The organism is Bradyrhizobium jicamae (assembly GCF_018130695.1).
GTDB lineage: Bacteria > Pseudomonadota > Alphaproteobacteria > Rhizobiales > Xanthobacteraceae > Bradyrhizobium > Bradyrhizobium jicamae_B.
Window position 1 is genome coordinate 32,101 of the sequence record NZ_JAFCJX010000006.1, and the last position, 14,216, is coordinate 46,316.

Genomic DNA, 14,216 nt, shown 5'->3' on the forward strand with positions numbered 1-14,216 from the left:
ATGAATTTGCATCAGGACACGGTTACGACCGGCTTCAAGATCGTCTGCACGGACTGCGGCAGCCTGTCGATCAAGCCGACCGACCCGGCGCACGCCTCCGACGACACGATCATTGAATGCCGTCACTGCAACGCGGTCCGCGGCACGCTGGCCGACCTGCAGGTGCTCGCCCGCCGCAGCCGCGACGTCTTCGAGTTCTAACCCTTAGAAGCCCCCGCCGATGATGTCAGACTCCAAAACCGGACTGGCCGAAAACATCCCGCTGGACACCGTCTGGTCCATCCTCGAAGCCGCCAACGAGCTCGGCGACACGCAAACCGTCGAGGCCTGCCGCCGCGTCATCGACGCCAATCTGTGCAACGGAACCCCTGATACTTCCGACCTCGGCACGATCGCGGCATTCTTCGCCTGAGCGATCGACGTCGGAGGTATGACGCTGACAGGTCGCTGTGTGGCTCGGAGCATTTGGGTTCCATAAATCCCTGTGTTGTATACGATACGCGGGTGCGCTAAGCGCGCATGGGCTGGCAACTTTGGATTATCCAGATGAGAGATCTCGATGTGCGCACCGCGTTGCGCCGAGAACTCGAGCGACAACATCACGGCGACGACAGAACCATGATCGTCGAAGAGATGGGTGTTTGGTCTGGTACGGTTCGCGTAGATGTTGCGGTTATCAACGGAGAGCTTTGTGGTTACGAGATAAAAAGCGCTCGTGACAATCTCCTCCGGCTGCCCTCCCAGGAGAACCTTTACAGCCAAGTGTTCGATCGCGTCACGCTAGTAGTCGCGGAGCAACATGCTGCAAAGTCGCGGGGGCTCGTCCCAGACTGGTGGGGGTCGATAGTCGCCGTTCCCGAATCAGATGGGACCGTGGCACTCAAGCTGGGTCGACCTGCTGCTTTGAATCCTTCGGTCAACGCGTTGCAGTTGACGCGCCTGCTTTGGCGGTCAGAAGCGCTCACGATCTTACATCAGCATGGACTTTCGAAAGGCTACCGCAGTGCGCCAGCTGAGAAAGTTTTTCGTTATTTGGCTGGGGAATTGCCTCTTGAACTCCTAAGAGATGAAGTGAGAGAGACGCTAAAATCCCGTCCGCACTGGTCACGGAAGCGTGGAGGCGATGAAAGCAAAGTGACGATTGGCGCTAATCTCGACCCATTGCGCCCTTCCGCCGGCGCTGGCGGTGGGATCGGTTGCAATGGTGGTGATGCGCTGATCGCCCCAGCAATTTGGCAACCTGTCGAAATCCGGACGTGCGAATAGTGTCTGAGCGTGCTGGCGGTACTGATCCCCCATCGCAACGCCTGTAGGGCCCGTAATTCGTCTTCCCTTGATCATTACCCAAGCGCCATCGATCGTGTAGCGAACACTCACGGTAGCACCCGCCATAGCCACTCCGGGTGGCTCGGCGAGATCGCGGTGTGAAATGCCAAAGTCCCCGAAATCAATAGGGTTGGCAGTCTGTTGAATCTGCGTCCAGGTGAGCCAATCGTTGCGAGGAATCAGCGATGTTCCGAGAGCGAGCTGGCCAAAGTCCTTGGGAGCGGCTGACGTCGCCAGCGTTACTGACCGCCAGTTTGATCCTTGCAAGTTGTTTGCGAGAATATGGCCAATGTAACCTCCGAATGAGGTTGGATCGAATTCTGCCACGTGTCCTGCATCGACTAGGAGATCAATCTGCGCTTGTTGCAGCCCCATCTGCTGGGCCCAGCCAGCTGCGGACGAAAGATGGCCGTGGGTGCACTTGAGCATGAGGCCGGGTGCGAATTGGCCCCTGTGAGCGAAAGCCGCCAAGTTATAGTTGGCTAGAGCCCCGATCTCGATCACCGGAAGCGCAGCAATGCCCGCGCCACCTAGTCCAGCAAACATGGTGTCGAAATCTGACGGGCCGCCAGTGACGTTGTAGTTGAAGGAACCGTCGAGAAAACAACGGCGCCCCTGCCACGCCGCCCCCATCCGTGCAATGAAATTTGCCGGAGGTTTTTCCCCCACACTAAAGATTGGTTCAATGCGGTCCTTGTCTTCGGTCGATAGCTGCAGGAGAGCTACGGCTTCGCCTGTCTTCGTCTTGAGTAACGGTCTGTACGTAAAGGGCATTCTGAACCTCGAATCGGAAGTCCTAAAGATCCGAGGTTGTCCCACCCAGCGTGACTTCCGCAATGCGTGTTACGCGTATTCCGCGAAATTCACAGAAAACTGCCAGTTTACCGAGCGCCACGCCCGCGGGTATTCCTGCGCAGTTGCCAATACCAAGCGCGTTTCCACCCGCTATTATAGAAATGGCACATCCCGATTCGCCTTTGGGGTGAGCCTCTATCACCGAATGATGACCCAGTTGGAGAACTGTTCGATGAGCGCCGACGATGACAAACGGCAGCCGACGCCCTCTCCACCGCCTCCACCGCCACCGGATACTGACCGCAGAAAGAGCGAGACCCCGATACCGCGCGAAAGGTAAGTCTAGATCGAGCGCATTGCGATCGCCGCACCGAAGGCACCTAGAAGCGGCGCAGCGATACCTGCAATCTTCGCGACGAGCATTAGCCTAGACATTCGTAGGTTCAGCTCAACATTTTGCTTGGCCTTAGGAGCAAGCGCTTCGAGGTAAGAACGGTACACGTCTTGAGCCTGCACGCCATCGTGGGTTGCCCACAGCCAGAAGTCGGGATCACGGCCTGGGAGATTGACAGCGGCTGGCCAGATCGTTGCAACGCAAAGAACCGCTCCGAAGACTAGTGGTGCAGCAAATCCGATTAGCCCAAAGCCTAGCGCCCTTGGATAGCCCGATTGTGCAGATAGGAGGATCACGCCCGCCCCACTCAGGGCAGCGCCAGCCAACGTCACGTAAAGCTGCAACAAGCTTAAGGCCTGCTGATCGATCCGACCGATCAAGTCAACCGTGGCCTTGTGCCGTTCGCGCGCATCATTAACCGCAAAACGCAGATCCTCAACGGAGAGAGGCATCGCTAATCCTCAAGGATGGCAATGGCGAACCCGCATTTGCCGACTCTGCGCCGGCGTCTACCAAGTCTGCAACCTAGCGATGATCGTTGAGCATTGCGACGGCTCGCACCTGAAGCCGGCGTCTGGGCTGGAGGGAACGAGGAATGCGCTAAGCCATTGAAATGAATGGCGCGAGAGACGGGACTCGAACCCGCGGCCTCCGCCGTGACAGGGCGGCGCTCTAACCAACTGAGCTACTCCCGCGGATGCCGATCAGGACTGATCCGCGCAGGACCGAGGGCATAAAGGCCCGCATCCCGTTAGTCAAGGACGTTGCAAATCGTCCCGTGGGATGGCCGTTTTCGCGCCGCCGATGCGAATTATGCCCTGCTTTTCAGGGCAAACTGCGTAGTCAGCAAAGACCCGAATCGAATAAGGCCTGATACGTCTGGGTTTCCTGAGGCATGCCGGGCGCGGAGCCTTGAAAAACCGGCGGTTTCGGGGACTCCCATGAACGCGATTTCCTGACGCGACGTGGCGGCGCGCGTTCCACCCGAAGACGAAAATTCAGCCATCAGCAACGAGGAGGGCCAGACATGGCGAAGAAGGCAGCGACCCCGGCGACCATCACGCTGAAGCACCTGGCGGCGGGAATCGCCGAGGACCAGGAACTGTCCAAGAAGCAGGCCGAGACCATCCTGACCGACATGGTCGGCCGCATCACCAAGCACCTCAAGAAGGGCGACCGCATCCGCATCGTCGGCCTCGGCATCCTGCAGGTCCGCAAGCGCGCCGCCCGCATGGGCCGCAACCCCGCCACCGGCGAGGCGATCCAGATCAAGGCGAGCAAGAAGGTCGCATTCCGCGCCGCCAAGGAGCTGAAGGAAGCCGTCTAAGCCTTCGCCCCGGTCAAAAATCAAAGCGCCACTTCGGACCGCGCCTTGCGGACCCGGAGTGGCGCTTTTCTGTTATAGCTCCAGCCCCACCCTCATCTGACGTGGACCACATGCTGGCACCGGCCCTCGACTTCAAGCACACCGTCACCGAGCGTTTCCTGCGCTATGTCGTGATCGACACCCAGTCCGATCCGGATTCCCCGACCTGCCCCTCCACCGAGAAGCAGAAGAACCTCGGCCGCGTGCTGGTCGCCGAGCTGCAGGCGATGGGGGTCAAGGACGCCCATCTCGACGAGCACGGCTATGTCTACGGGACGATCCCGGCCAACACCGACAAGACCGTGCCGGTGATCTGCTTCTGCTCGCACATGGACACCTCGCCCGATTGCACCGGCAAGGACGTCAAGCCGCAGATCGTGAAGGCGTATACCGGCGGCGACATCGTGCTGCCGGGCGATCCCACGCAAATCATCCGCGCCGCCGAGCACGAGGCGCTGGCTGAGCAGATCGGCAACGACATCATCACGACCGACGGCACCACCCTGCTCGGCGCCGACAACAAGGCCGGTATCGCCGAGATCATGGATGCCGCGCACTTCCTGATCCACAATCCGCAGGTGAAGCACGGCACCATCAAGATCCTGTTCACGCCGGACGAGGAGATCGGCCGCGGCGTCGACAAGGTCGATCTGAAGAAGCTCGGCGCCGATTTCGCCTACACCATGGACGGCGAGACCGCTGGCCATATCGAGGACGAGACGTTCTCCGCCGACGGCGCCAGCATCACCATCGAGGGCGTCTCGACCCATCCGGGCTTCGCCAAGGGCAAGATGGAGCACGCGGTCAAGATCGCCTCCGCCATCGTCGACCGGCTGCCGAAGACCACCTGCTCGCCCGAGACCACCGAGGGCAAGGAAGGCTTCCTGCATCCGGTCGCAATCTCCGGTGCGCTGGAGAAGGCGCGGATCGACTTCATCGTACGCGATTTCACCGATGAGGGCCTGAAGCAAAAGGAGGCGCTGCTCGCGGACATCGTCAAGGCGGTGATGACATCCTACCCGCGCTCGAGCTGGCGCATGGAGGTCAAGCAGCAGTATCGCAACATGAAGCAGGTGATCGACCGCCACCCCGAGATCGTCGAATACGCGATCGAGGCGATCAAGCGCGCCGGCCTTGTGCCGGTGAAAACCTCGATCCGCGGCGGCACCGACGGCTCGCGCCTCTCCTTCATGGGCCTGCCCTGCCCCAACATCTTCGCCGGCGAGCACGCCTTCCACTCCAGGCTCGAATGGGTCAGCGTGCAGGACATGGAAAAGGCGGTGCAGACCATCGTGCATCTGGCGATGATCTGGGAGGAGAAGGCCTAGCTGGGCACCGCTCCCTCCCCGTCATTGCGAGGAGCGATCGCGACGACTTGTCCGCCGAAGCCTTGGCGAAGGCGGAAGCAATCCATGCCCCCGCACACGCGGACAGATGGATTGCTTCGCTTCGCTCGCAATGACGGGACGGTTACCCCGCCCTCGCCGTCACGATCCAGATCGAAGCCGGAAGCAGCACCGCGTTCCCCTTCACGTACGGCGTCAACGTCTCGCGCATCGACTGCACGGCGGCGGCGCGGATCTCGGCGGGATGGCCGTCGAGGGCGCGGCTGGCGGGACCGATCTCGAGTGCGCCCTGCAGGGCGGCGTCGAGGCCGCCGCCGATCGCGATATCGAGCGCGAGCGGTACAGCCTCCATCGCGATATCAGTAAAGCCAGCGCCGCTGAGGATGCGATTCACCCGCTCCTCGGAAGCGAAGGCGAACGGACCGGGATCCTCGGGGCCCATCGGCGGCAGCTTCGGCACGTGCTTGTAGACCGCCTGCAGCGGCGCCATGAAGAACGGGTTTTCGCGCGGCTCGCGCCAGCAGGCGAAGGCAAGCCGCGCGGTCGACCGCAGCGCCTTGCGCAAATTGGTGAAGCTCAGCACCGGATCGGCAAAGAACATCACGCCGAAGCGCGAGGCCAGCAGATCGAAGCTGGCGGGATCGAAGGGATAGACGGTGGCGTCAGCCAGCGCGAAATCGACCGGAAGTCCCTTTGGCGCGCTGGCGCGGGCCCGCGTCAGCATCGGCTCGGAGACGTCGACGCCGAACACGTGTCCGTCGGGCGCGACCTTCGCGGCGAGCGCAAAGCTCGACGCGCCGCTGCCGCAACCGACATCGACGATCCGCTCGCCGCCAACAGGCGCCGCGCGATCGACCAGAACGTCGAGCACGGGCTTGAGGATGATGTCCTGCGCCGCCTGCCGCGCGGCCCAGCGCTCGCCGCCGGGGCCGTTCCAGTAGGCGATCTGGTCGGCGTTGCGTTCGTGGCCCGTCGCGGTAGCCATCAGCAGGTCTCTTTCGTGGCGGCGCGCAGCATCGGCATGACCTGATAGCTGAAACCGGCATTGGCTTTGGTGACGGGATCATCAGCGATGATCACTTGCGGATCGGCGTCGTCAGGCAGTTGCAGCACGCCGAGGCCCCAGACGCCGGCGGGATCGGCGACCGGTCCGAACACCAGCGCCTTGCCGTCGCGCAGCAGCGCGCCGCAATAGGCGACATGCGCCTGCATGATCTGGGCCTCCGCAGGCGTCATGTCCTGCGGGAAGGTCGGACGCGGGCCGGTCAATCGGCAGACATAGTATTTCATGGCTGCGTGCGCCGCCGGATCAGTTCGACGCCGAACCGGGCGACTTGGTGGCTTTCGGCGCAGCCGTCTTCGCAGCGGATTTGGCGGGCGCCTTCGCGGCCCCCTGCGGCGGGTTTTCGCTACGCACGGTGCCCCAGGGATCGGTATTGCCCTTGGCGGGAATGTTGTTGAGCGAGCGCTGATAGGCCCGCTGCTCGTCGCGCTCGCGGTTCTTCTCGGCCTGGGTCTTCTCCTTGTCCTCCTCGCCATACTTCGGGATCGGCTGTTGCGACTGCGCACAAACCGGCCCTGCCAGCAGCGCGCTGATGATCACGGCAAGAAGAATTCGCATTGCTTTTCGCTCCCGGATTTGGCGCGGGACCATACCATCGCCCCGATGACGGCGCCAATGCGGCGCGCCGTGATGTTTGGAGGGAGAGCGTCGAGTCTGCCGAAGGAGTCCGCCTACGCTCTGCGAGCTCGGCGTGACAGCCTTCGCCCTGCGCGCAGTGAATTTGTGGCAAAAGTGCCGCGAAGGCTGGCATGCCGAGCCGCAGCCCGCAGGGCATCTGAGACGGTCCGCCTTCGCTCTTCGAGCTTCGGCGCGACAGCCTTCGCCCTGCGAATTGAGCAAGAGGACTCTCTGCCGCGAAGGCTGGCATGCCCAGCCGTAGCCCGCAGGGCGAAGGCTGGTGGGCGGCGAGAGATTCGAACTCCCGACCCTCTCGGTGTAAACGAGATGCTCTAACCAGCTGAGCTAGCCGCCCTTGAGGCGCCCTGTTTAGCCCTGCCCGCCCCTGCGGCGCAAGCGCGGACACGGCGGTAGCTGCACCGCGACAATGGAACGGCGAAACAAAAACGGCGCCCGAAGGCGCCGTTTTCATGTCCTTGCAACACAGACCGGCCCAGTGGTGACCGGCTCAGTGGGCCGTCAGGCCGCCGCCCGCCTCGTCCTTGGTATCGGGTTTGACGTCGACCTTGGCATCCTCTTCCCAGACGATCGGCGTCGGCACGCGGGTCAGCGCTTTCGCGACGACCTCATCCAGGCGCGAGACCGGGATGATCTCCATGCCGCCCTTGATCGCATCGGAAATCTCCGTGAGATCCTTGGCGTTGTCCTCGGGGATCAGCACCGTCTTGATGCCACCACGGGCCGCCGCCAGCAGCTTCTCCTTCAGACCGCCAATCGGCAGCACCCTGCCGCGCAGCGTGATCTCGCCGGTCATCGCGACATCGTGGCGGACCGGGATGCCGGTCATCACCGAGATGATCGCGGTGGCCATCGCGACACCGGCCGACGGACCGTCCTTCGGGGTTGCGCCCTCCGGCACGTGAACGTGGATGTCGCGGCGATCGAACATCGGCGGTTCGATGCCGTAGACGATCGCGCGCGAGCGGACGTAGGACGCCGCCGCCGAGATCGATTCCTTCATCACGTCACGCAGATTGCCCGTGACCGTCATCTTGCCCTTGCCGGGCATCATGACGCCTTCGATCGTGAGCAGCTCGCCGCCGACATCGGTCCAGGCCAGACCCGTGACGATACCGACCTGATCCTCGTCGTCGATCTCACCGAAGCGGTACTTCGGAACGCCGAGGAACTCCTCGATGTTCTTCTCGGTGACCTTGACCGACTTCTTCTTGGAGATCATCAGCTCCTTCACCGCCTTGCGGGCGAGTGTGGAGAGCTCACGCTCCAGGTTACGCACGCCCGCTTCGCGGGTGTAGCGGCGGATCATCAGAAGCAGCGCCTCGTCGTCGATCGACCACTCCTTGGAGTCGAGGCCGTGCTTCGACAGCGCGCTCGGGATCAGATGCTTGCGCGCGATCTCGACCTTCTCGTTCTCGGTGTAGCCCGCGATCCGGATGATCTCCATGCGGTCCATCAGCGGGCCCGGAATATTCAGCGTATTCGCGGTCGTGATGAACATCACGTTGGACAGATCGTAGTCGACCTCGAGATAGTGGTCGTTGAAGGTCGAGTTCTGCTCGGGGTCGAGAACCTCGAGCAGCGCCGATGACGGATCGCCGCGGAAATCGGCGCCCATCTTGTCGATCTCGTCCAGCAGGAACAGCGGGTTCGAGGACTTCGCCTTGCGCATCGACTGGATGATCTTGCCGGGCATCGAGCCGATGTAGGTGCGGCGGTGACCGCGGATCTCGGCCTCGTCACGCACGCCGCCGAGCGACACGCGCACGAACTCGCGCCCCGTGGCCTTCGCGATCGACTTGCCGAGCGAGGTCTTGCCGACGCCGGGAGGCCCGACCAGGCACAGGATCGGTCCGGTCAGCTTGTTGGCGCGCGACTGCACGGCGAGATACTCGACGATGCGGTCCTTGACCTTCTCCAGCCCGTAGTGATCCGAGTCCAGAACCGCCTGCGCGGCCTCGAGGTCCTTCTTGACCTTGGACTTCTTGCCCCACGGGATCGACAGCAACCAATCCAGATAGTTGCGCACGACGGTCGCTTCCGCGGACATCGGCGACATCTGGCGCAGCTTCTTCAACTCGTGCTGGGCCTTCTCGCGCGCTTCCTTGGAGAGCTTGGTCTTGGAGATCTTCTCCTCCAGATCGGCCAACTCGTCGCGACCTTCGTCGTCGCCGAGCTCCTTCTGGATCGCCTTCATCTGCTCGTTCAGGTAATACTCGCGCTGGGTCTTCTCCATCTGGCGTTTGACACGCGAGCGGATCCGCTTCTCGACCTGCAGCACCGAGATCTCGCTCTCCATCAGGCCCAGCACCTTCTCCAGGCGCTGCGTGACGGACAACGTCTCCAGGATGCCCTGGCGATCGGCGATCTTGACCGCAAGATGCGAGGCGACGGTGTCGCCGAGCTTGGCGAAATCGGTGATCGCCTGCACGACGCCGACGACCTCGGCGGAGATCTTCTTGTTGAGCTTCACATAGCTCTCGAAGTCGGACACGACCGAACGCGCCAGCGCCTCGGCCTCAACCGAGTTGGCGTCGGTGTCGGCGAGCGCGACCGCGGTCGCCTCGTAATATTCGGCGCGATCGGAATATTTCTCGACGCGCGCGCGCTCCAGGCCCTCGACCAGCACCTTCACCGTGCCGTCGGGGAGCTTCAGGAGCTGCAGCACGCTGGCGAGCGTACCGGTCTCGTAGATCGAGTCGGGGGCAGGATCATCATCGGACGCGTTCTTCTGCGTCGCGAGCATGATCAGCGCGTCGTTCTTCATCACCTCTTCGAGCGCGCGGATCGATTTCTCGCGGCCGACGAACAGAGGCACGATCATGTGCGGGAAAACGACGATGTCGCGGAGCGGCAGTACCGGATAGGAGTGGCTTTCGCCGTGAACGATCGTTGGCCTGGGTTTTGATGACGTAGACATGGCCTATTCCTTTTGTTGTGCCCCCTTGCTCGCAGCCCGCTTGAGGAGCGCAACCGCCACAAGGTGCCTTGGTGATGCGGAATTCGTGGCCGTCTGAGCCGCCTTGTCCGCATCGTTGGAGCGACGAATCTCGACACACGAGGACCCGTCACAGACAGCATTAGGTGGCTATCGGGCACAGGGGTGTCAAGTCCGGAGAAAAGCCCGTAAATTCAGGATAAACAAGCGGTTGCAGCACAAATAAAAACGGCCGCCGGGACGCCCGGCAGCCGTGCATTTTTGGCATATCGCTGTCGCAGCGCGTCAGGCGCTGGCGTTCTCCACCGCGCGGTCGGAACGATCCGCGTAGATGTAGAGCGGCCGGGCCGTTCCCTCGACCACTTCGCGCGAGATCACGACTTCCTCGACGCCTTCGAGGCCCGGGAGATCGAACATGGTCTCGAGCAGGATCGCTTCCAGGATCGAACGCAGGCCGCGCGCGCCGGTCTTGCGCTCGATCGCCTTGCGGGCGACCGCGCCAAGCGCCTCGTCGGCGAAGGTCAGCTCGATGTTCTCCATCTCGAACAGCCGCTGGTATTGCTTGACCAGCGCGTTCTTCGGCTCGACCAGGATCTTCTTCAGCGAGGTCTCGTCGAGGTCTTCCAGGGTCGCTACGACGGGTAGACGGCCGACGAACTCCGGGATCAGGCCATACTTGAGCAGGTCTTCCGGCTCGACATGGCGGAAGATCTCGCCGGTACGACGATCCTCCGGCGCGAGCACCTGGGCGGCGAAGCCGATCGAGGTCGAACGTCCACGTGCCGAGATGATCTTCTCGAGGCCCGAGAAAGCGCCACCGCAGATGAACAGGATGTTCGTGGTGTCGACCTGCAGGAACTCCTGCTGCGGATGCTTGCGGCCGCCCTGCGGCGGGACCGAAGCCACCGTGCCTTCCATGATCTTGAGCAGCGCCTGCTGGACGCCCTCGCCCGACACGTCGCGGGTGATCGAGGGATTGTCCGACTTGCGGCTGATCTTGTCGATTTCGTCGATATAGACGATGCCGCGCTGCGCACGCTCGACGTTGTAGTCGGCGGCCTGCAGCAGCTTGAGGATGATGTTCTCGACGTCCTCGCCGACGTAACCGGCTTCGGTCAGCGTCGTCGCGTCGGCCATCGTGAAGGGCACGTCGAGGATGCGGGCCAGCGTCTGCGCGAGCAGCGTCTTGCCCGAACCGGTCGGACCGATCAACAGGATGTTCGACTTCGCGAGCTCGACGTCGTTGTGCTTGGTCTGGTGGTTGAGGCGCTTGTAGTGATTGTGCACCGCGACCGAGAGAACCTTCTTCGCGTGGCTCTGGCCGATCACGTAATCGTCCAGCACCTTGCAGATTTCCTTCGGCGTCGGAATGCCGTCGCGCGACTTCACCAGCGAGGACTTGTTCTCTTCACGGATGATGTCCATGCAGAGTTCGACGCATTCGTCGCAGATGAAGACGGTCGGTCCTGCAATCAGTTTGCGGACTTCATGCTGGCTCTTGCCGCAGAACGAGCAGTACAACGTGTTCTTGGAGTCGCTCGTGCCGACCTTACTCATTCATTATCTCCGTCCGCCGTTCGATCCCAGTTTGCTCGACCGGCCCATTCCGGCACGACGCCGGCGCATTGGGGTAGATAGAGCAAATTCCGTACCAAAAAAGACCCTACGCAATACACACCGTGCGAATCACGGTTTATTCGAATCTCCCGCGATCATATCCGATACGTCACAGCCAACCATGCTGGCAGGCGACTATCAAGAATTCGCTAATCGGGCCGCGGCCTCAAGACCGTGACAATACCGTGATTTTCCGGCTTCGCACGTGGAATACACGTCGAAATCCGCCAATCGTTGCGGGATTACCACGGCAGCCAATGAGCACGAAAGCGGAACTTTTTGCCTGCGTGCAGATATCGGCAGGCCGCTTCGGCCAAAATGACCGGATTGGCGAGCCGCCGGCGCGTCAGGCACGCCGGCGATCACCGGAGTAGTACCCCTTAATCTCAGGCAGCCTTCGCCGCGCTCGGATCGTCAGGACGCTTGTCGATGACCTTGTCGACGAGACCGAACGCCTTGGCGTCGTCGGCGGTGAGGAACTTGTCGCGCTCGAGCGCATCCTCGATCGTCTTGTAGGTCTGGCCGGTGTGCTTCACGTAGATCTCGTTGAGACGCTTCTTGAGATTCAGGATCTCCTGCGCGTGCAGCATGATGTCGGTGGCCTGGCCCTGGAAGCCGCCGGAGGGCTGGTGAACCATGATGCGCGAGTTCGGCAGCGAGAAGCGCATGTCCTTTTCACCCGCGCACAGCAGCAGCGAGCCCATCGAAGCCGCCTGCCCGGTGCAGAGCGTGGAGACCGGCGGGCGGATGAACTGCATGGTGTCGTAGATCGCAAGGCCCGATGTCACCACGCCGCCCGGCGAGTTGATGTACATCGAGATTTCCTTCTTCGGATTCTCGGCTTCGAGGAACAAGAGCTGCGCGACGATCAGCGTCGACATCCCATCCTCGACCGGGCCGGTCACGAAGATGATGCGCTCCTTCAGGAGGCGCGAGAAAATGTCGTAGGCGCGTTCACCGCGATTGGTCTGCTCGACGACCATCGGCACGAGGTTCATGTAGGTTTCAACGGGATCGCGCATGTATCACCCTGGGGGTTGGATGGGACACCTGTCCGGATAAGGGCCGGCTTGAGAACCGGCCGCGAGGACAGAGGCCCCGTGATGCAGATACGGCGTTCAGATAGGCGCCAATTCCCCGGCGGCAAGGCCGGATCACGGGCGGTCTGAACGCCGGTCAGTTCAAACCGATTCGTAGCTCCGCGCCTAGCGACGGAAGGCTGCCGCGGATGCGCTTTCACGGTTCATCATTAACACGAGGTGCTGCGATTAAGCGGCAGTTTTCTCAGCGTCTTCATCCCTGAACAGCTCTTCCTTGGTGACCTTCTTCTCGGTCACGTTGGCAAGCTCGAGGATGTAGTCCACCACCTTGTCCTCGTAGATCGGCGCGCGCAGTTGGGCGAGCGCCTGGGCGTTGTTGCGGTAGTAGTCCCAGACTTCCTTCTCGCGGCCGGGCATCTGGCGGGCGCGCTCGATCACGGCGCGACCCACTTCATCGTCGGTCACGGTGATCTTGTTCTTCTCGCCGATCTCCGACAGCACGAGGCCGAGGCGGACGCGGCGGTCGGCGATCTTCTGGTACTCGTCCTTGGCCTTCTCTTCGGTGGTGTCCTCGTCGGCGAAGGTCTTGCCCGACTGCTTCATCTCCGACTCGATCGAGGTCCACATCAGGTTGAACTCTTCGGCGACCAGCGACGGCGGCGCTTCGAACTTGTGGCTCTCGTCGAGACGGTCGAGCAGCGCGCGCTTGACGCGCTGGCGCGTCGCGCCGGCGAACTCGGCCTTCAGCCGCTCGCGCGCGGCGTCCTTCAGCTTGTCGAGCGATTCGAGGCCGAGGTTCTTGGCGAACTCGTCGTCGATCGTGACCTCACCGGGCGCCTCGATCTGGGTCGCCGTGGTCTCGAACTCGGCCGGCTTGCCGGCGAGCTCGGCGTTCAGATAGTTGGTCGGAAAACCAACCTTGAGCGTCTTGGTTTCGCCGGCGCCGACACCAATCAGCTGCTCCTCGAAGCCCGGGATGAACTGGCCGGCGCCGATCACGACCTGGATGCCTTCGCCGGTGCCGCCATCGAACGCGACGCCGTCGATGGTGCCCTTGAAGTTGATGGTGACGCGGTCACCCTTCTCGGCCTTGGCGCCCTCGGCCTTCGCATTGTAGGGACGGCTGCCATCGGCGATGCGCTGGATCGCGTCATCGACATCCTTGTCTGAGACGTCGACCACCGGCTTCTCGACCGAGAACGATTTGAAGTCGGCGAGCGTGATCGCCGGCACCACTTCGATCGCAACCGTGTAGGTCAGGTCGGTCTTGCCCGCGAGCAGCTCTTCGACGTCCTTCTGCTCGGTCGGCATCGTGATCTTCGGCTCGGTCGCGAGGCGGAAGCCGCGATCGGTGAAGATCTGGGTGTTGGTGTCGCGGATGGTCTGGTCGATGGTCTCGGCCATCACCGAGCGGCCATAGACCTTCTTCAGATGCGCGACCGGCACCTTGCCCGGACGGAAGCCGTTGATGCGGACCTTGTCCTTCAGGTCTGTCAGCTTGGCGCCGGCCTTGGCATCGAGATCGGATGCCGGGACGCTGATCTTGAACTCGTGCTTCAGTCCCTCGTTGAGGGTTTCGGTGACCTGCATCTTCTTCTTCCGCTTGCGCCGCGGCCCGAACGGTCGCGACTCTGTTCAAATCATCTAACGCGCGACCTTTAAGGCCTAACGTCTGTGGGTTCGGCGAACCGACGT

General features: G+C 62.2%; 13 protein-coding genes, 2 tRNA genes and 1 pseudogene. 5 read left to right on the forward strand and 11 right to left on the reverse strand.

Features of this window, described 5'->3' with window-relative positions; translation table 11 throughout:
* The 3 genes and pseudogenes from JQ604_RS09965 to JQ604_RS42130 all read left to right on the forward strand — a co-directional run.
* The gene (locus JQ604_RS09965; protein WP_212356031.1) at nucleotides 1–201 is read left to right on the forward strand and encodes a hypothetical protein; all 201 of its coding nucleotides are present in this window, start codon (nucleotides 1–3) and stop codon (nucleotides 199–201) included.
* 19 nt (nucleotides 202–220) lie between these two features.
* On the forward strand, nucleotides 221–412 hold the full coding sequence (locus JQ604_RS09970) for a hypothetical protein (RefSeq protein ID WP_212356033.1): 192 nt from the start codon (nucleotides 221–223) through the stop codon (nucleotides 410–412).
* A 134-nt stretch (nucleotides 413–546) separates the two neighbouring features.
* Nucleotides 547–1,083: pseudogene (locus tag JQ604_RS42130) on the forward strand (sce7726 family protein); the annotation flags it as partial.
* 21 nt (nucleotides 1,084–1,104) lie between these two features.
* Here the strand turns inward: JQ604_RS42130 and JQ604_RS09975 are convergent.
* From JQ604_RS09975 to JQ604_RS09985, 3 genes are all read right to left on the reverse strand, one after another.
* A complete protein-coding gene (locus tag JQ604_RS09975; protein WP_212356035.1) occupies nucleotides 1,105–2,100 on the reverse strand; it encodes a beta family protein in 996 nt (331 codons plus the stop codon).
* Nucleotides 2,101–2,463: 363 nt separating this feature from the next.
* Complete coding sequence (locus JQ604_RS09980; RefSeq protein ID WP_212356037.1) at nucleotides 2,464–2,967, reverse strand: hypothetical protein; 504 nt, start codon at nucleotides 2,965–2,967, stop codon at nucleotides 2,464–2,466.
* Between the two features lie 166 nt (nucleotides 2,968–3,133).
* A tRNA-Asp gene (locus JQ604_RS09985) sits at nucleotides 3,134–3,210 on the reverse strand.
* A gap of 332 nt (nucleotides 3,211–3,542) precedes the next feature.
* Here JQ604_RS09985 and JQ604_RS09990 point away from each other — a divergent pair.
* Nucleotides 3,543–3,842 carry an HU family DNA-binding protein gene (locus JQ604_RS09990; RefSeq protein WP_212356039.1) on the forward strand — a complete coding sequence of 100 codons (300 nt, stop codon included), beginning with the start codon at nucleotides 3,543–3,545 and terminating at the stop codon, nucleotides 3,840–3,842.
* Nucleotides 3,843–3,952: 110 nt separating this feature from the next.
* On the forward strand, nucleotides 3,953–5,209 hold the full coding sequence (pepT, locus tag JQ604_RS09995) for a peptidase T (protein ID WP_212356041.1): 1,257 nt from the start codon (nucleotides 3,953–3,955) through the stop codon (nucleotides 5,207–5,209).
* A gap of 142 nt (nucleotides 5,210–5,351) precedes the next feature.
* Here the strand turns inward: pepT and JQ604_RS10000 are convergent, their stop codons facing one another.
* From JQ604_RS10000 to tig, 8 genes are all read right to left on the reverse strand, one after another.
* Complete coding sequence (locus JQ604_RS10000) at nucleotides 5,352–6,212, reverse strand: class I SAM-dependent methyltransferase (RefSeq protein ID WP_212356044.1); 861 nt, start codon at nucleotides 6,210–6,212, stop codon at nucleotides 5,352–5,354.
* A complete protein-coding gene (locus tag JQ604_RS10005; RefSeq protein ID WP_212356046.1) occupies nucleotides 6,212–6,517 on the reverse strand; it encodes a YciI family protein in 306 nt (101 codons plus the stop codon). The genes JQ604_RS10000 and JQ604_RS10005 overlap by 1 nt, the downstream gene beginning before the upstream one ends.
* Nucleotides 6,518–6,536: 19 nt before the next feature.
* On the reverse strand, nucleotides 6,537–6,848 hold the full coding sequence (locus tag JQ604_RS10010; RefSeq protein WP_212356048.1) for a hypothetical protein: 312 nt from the start codon (nucleotides 6,846–6,848) through the stop codon (nucleotides 6,537–6,539).
* Nucleotides 6,849–7,186: 338 nt separating this feature from the next.
* A tRNA-Val gene (locus tag JQ604_RS10015) sits at nucleotides 7,187–7,263 on the reverse strand.
* Nucleotides 7,264–7,416: 153 nt separating this feature from the next.
* Nucleotides 7,417–9,846 carry an endopeptidase La gene (gene lon, locus JQ604_RS10020; RefSeq protein WP_212356050.1) on the reverse strand — a complete coding sequence of 810 codons (2,430 nt, stop codon included), beginning with the start codon at nucleotides 9,844–9,846 and terminating at the stop codon, nucleotides 7,417–7,419.
* A gap of 303 nt (nucleotides 9,847–10,149) precedes the next feature.
* On the reverse strand, nucleotides 10,150–11,421 hold the full coding sequence (clpX, locus tag JQ604_RS10025; protein ID WP_211386005.1) for an ATP-dependent Clp protease ATP-binding subunit ClpX: 1,272 nt from the start codon (nucleotides 11,419–11,421) through the stop codon (nucleotides 10,150–10,152).
* A gap of 446 nt (nucleotides 11,422–11,867) precedes the next feature.
* Nucleotides 11,868–12,503, reverse strand: a complete 636-nt coding sequence (locus tag JQ604_RS10030) for an ATP-dependent Clp protease proteolytic subunit (RefSeq protein ID WP_212356052.1) — start codon at nucleotides 12,501–12,503, stop codon at nucleotides 11,868–11,870.
* A 246-nt stretch (nucleotides 12,504–12,749) separates the two neighbouring features.
* Entirely contained in the window at nucleotides 12,750–14,111 is a 1,362-nt protein-coding gene (tig, locus tag JQ604_RS10035; protein ID WP_212356054.1) for a trigger factor, read from the reverse strand.
* Between the last annotated feature and the right edge of the window lie 105 nt (nucleotides 14,112–14,216).

What these genes read in the sequence shown, in the direction of transcription:
- JQ604_RS09965 (WP_212356031.1), top strand. Translation starts at nt 1, where the DNA reads ATGAATTTGCATCAGGACACGGTTACGACCGGCTTCAAGATCGTCTGC.
- JQ604_RS09970 (WP_212356033.1), top strand. Translation starts at nt 221, where the DNA reads ATGATGTCAGACTCCAAAACCGGACTGGCCGAAAACATCCCGCTGGAC.
- JQ604_RS09975 (WP_212356035.1), bottom strand. Translation starts at nt 2,100, where the DNA reads ATGCCCTTTACGTACAGACCGTTACTCAAGACGAAGACAGGCGAAGCC.
- JQ604_RS09980 (WP_212356037.1), bottom strand. Translation starts at nt 2,967, where the DNA reads ATGCCTCTCTCCGTTGAGGATCTGCGTTTTGCGGTTAATGATGCGCGC.
- JQ604_RS09990 (WP_212356039.1), top strand. Translation starts at nt 3,543, where the DNA reads ATGGCGAAGAAGGCAGCGACCCCGGCGACCATCACGCTGAAGCACCTG.
- pepT (WP_212356041.1), top strand. Translation starts at nt 3,953, where the DNA reads ATGCTGGCACCGGCCCTCGACTTCAAGCACACCGTCACCGAGCGTTTC.
- JQ604_RS10000 (WP_212356044.1), bottom strand. Translation starts at nt 6,212, where the DNA reads ATGGCTACCGCGACGGGCCACGAACGCAACGCCGACCAGATCGCCTAC.
- JQ604_RS10005 (WP_212356046.1), bottom strand. Translation starts at nt 6,517, where the DNA reads ATGAAATACTATGTCTGCCGATTGACCGGCCCGCGTCCGACCTTCCCG.
- JQ604_RS10010 (WP_212356048.1), bottom strand. Translation starts at nt 6,848, where the DNA reads ATGCGAATTCTTCTTGCCGTGATCATCAGCGCGCTGCTGGCAGGGCCG.
- lon (WP_212356050.1), bottom strand. Translation starts at nt 9,846, where the DNA reads ATGTCTACGTCATCAAAACCCAGGCCAACGATCGTTCACGGCGAAAGC.
- clpX (WP_211386005.1), bottom strand. Translation starts at nt 11,421, where the DNA reads ATGAGTAAGGTCGGCACGAGCGACTCCAAGAACACGTTGTACTGCTCG.
- JQ604_RS10030 (WP_212356052.1), bottom strand. Translation starts at nt 12,503, where the DNA reads ATGCGCGATCCCGTTGAAACCTACATGAACCTCGTGCCGATGGTCGTC.
- tig (WP_212356054.1), bottom strand. Translation starts at nt 14,111, where the DNA reads ATGCAGGTCACCGAAACCCTCAACGAGGGACTGAAGCACGAGTTCAAG.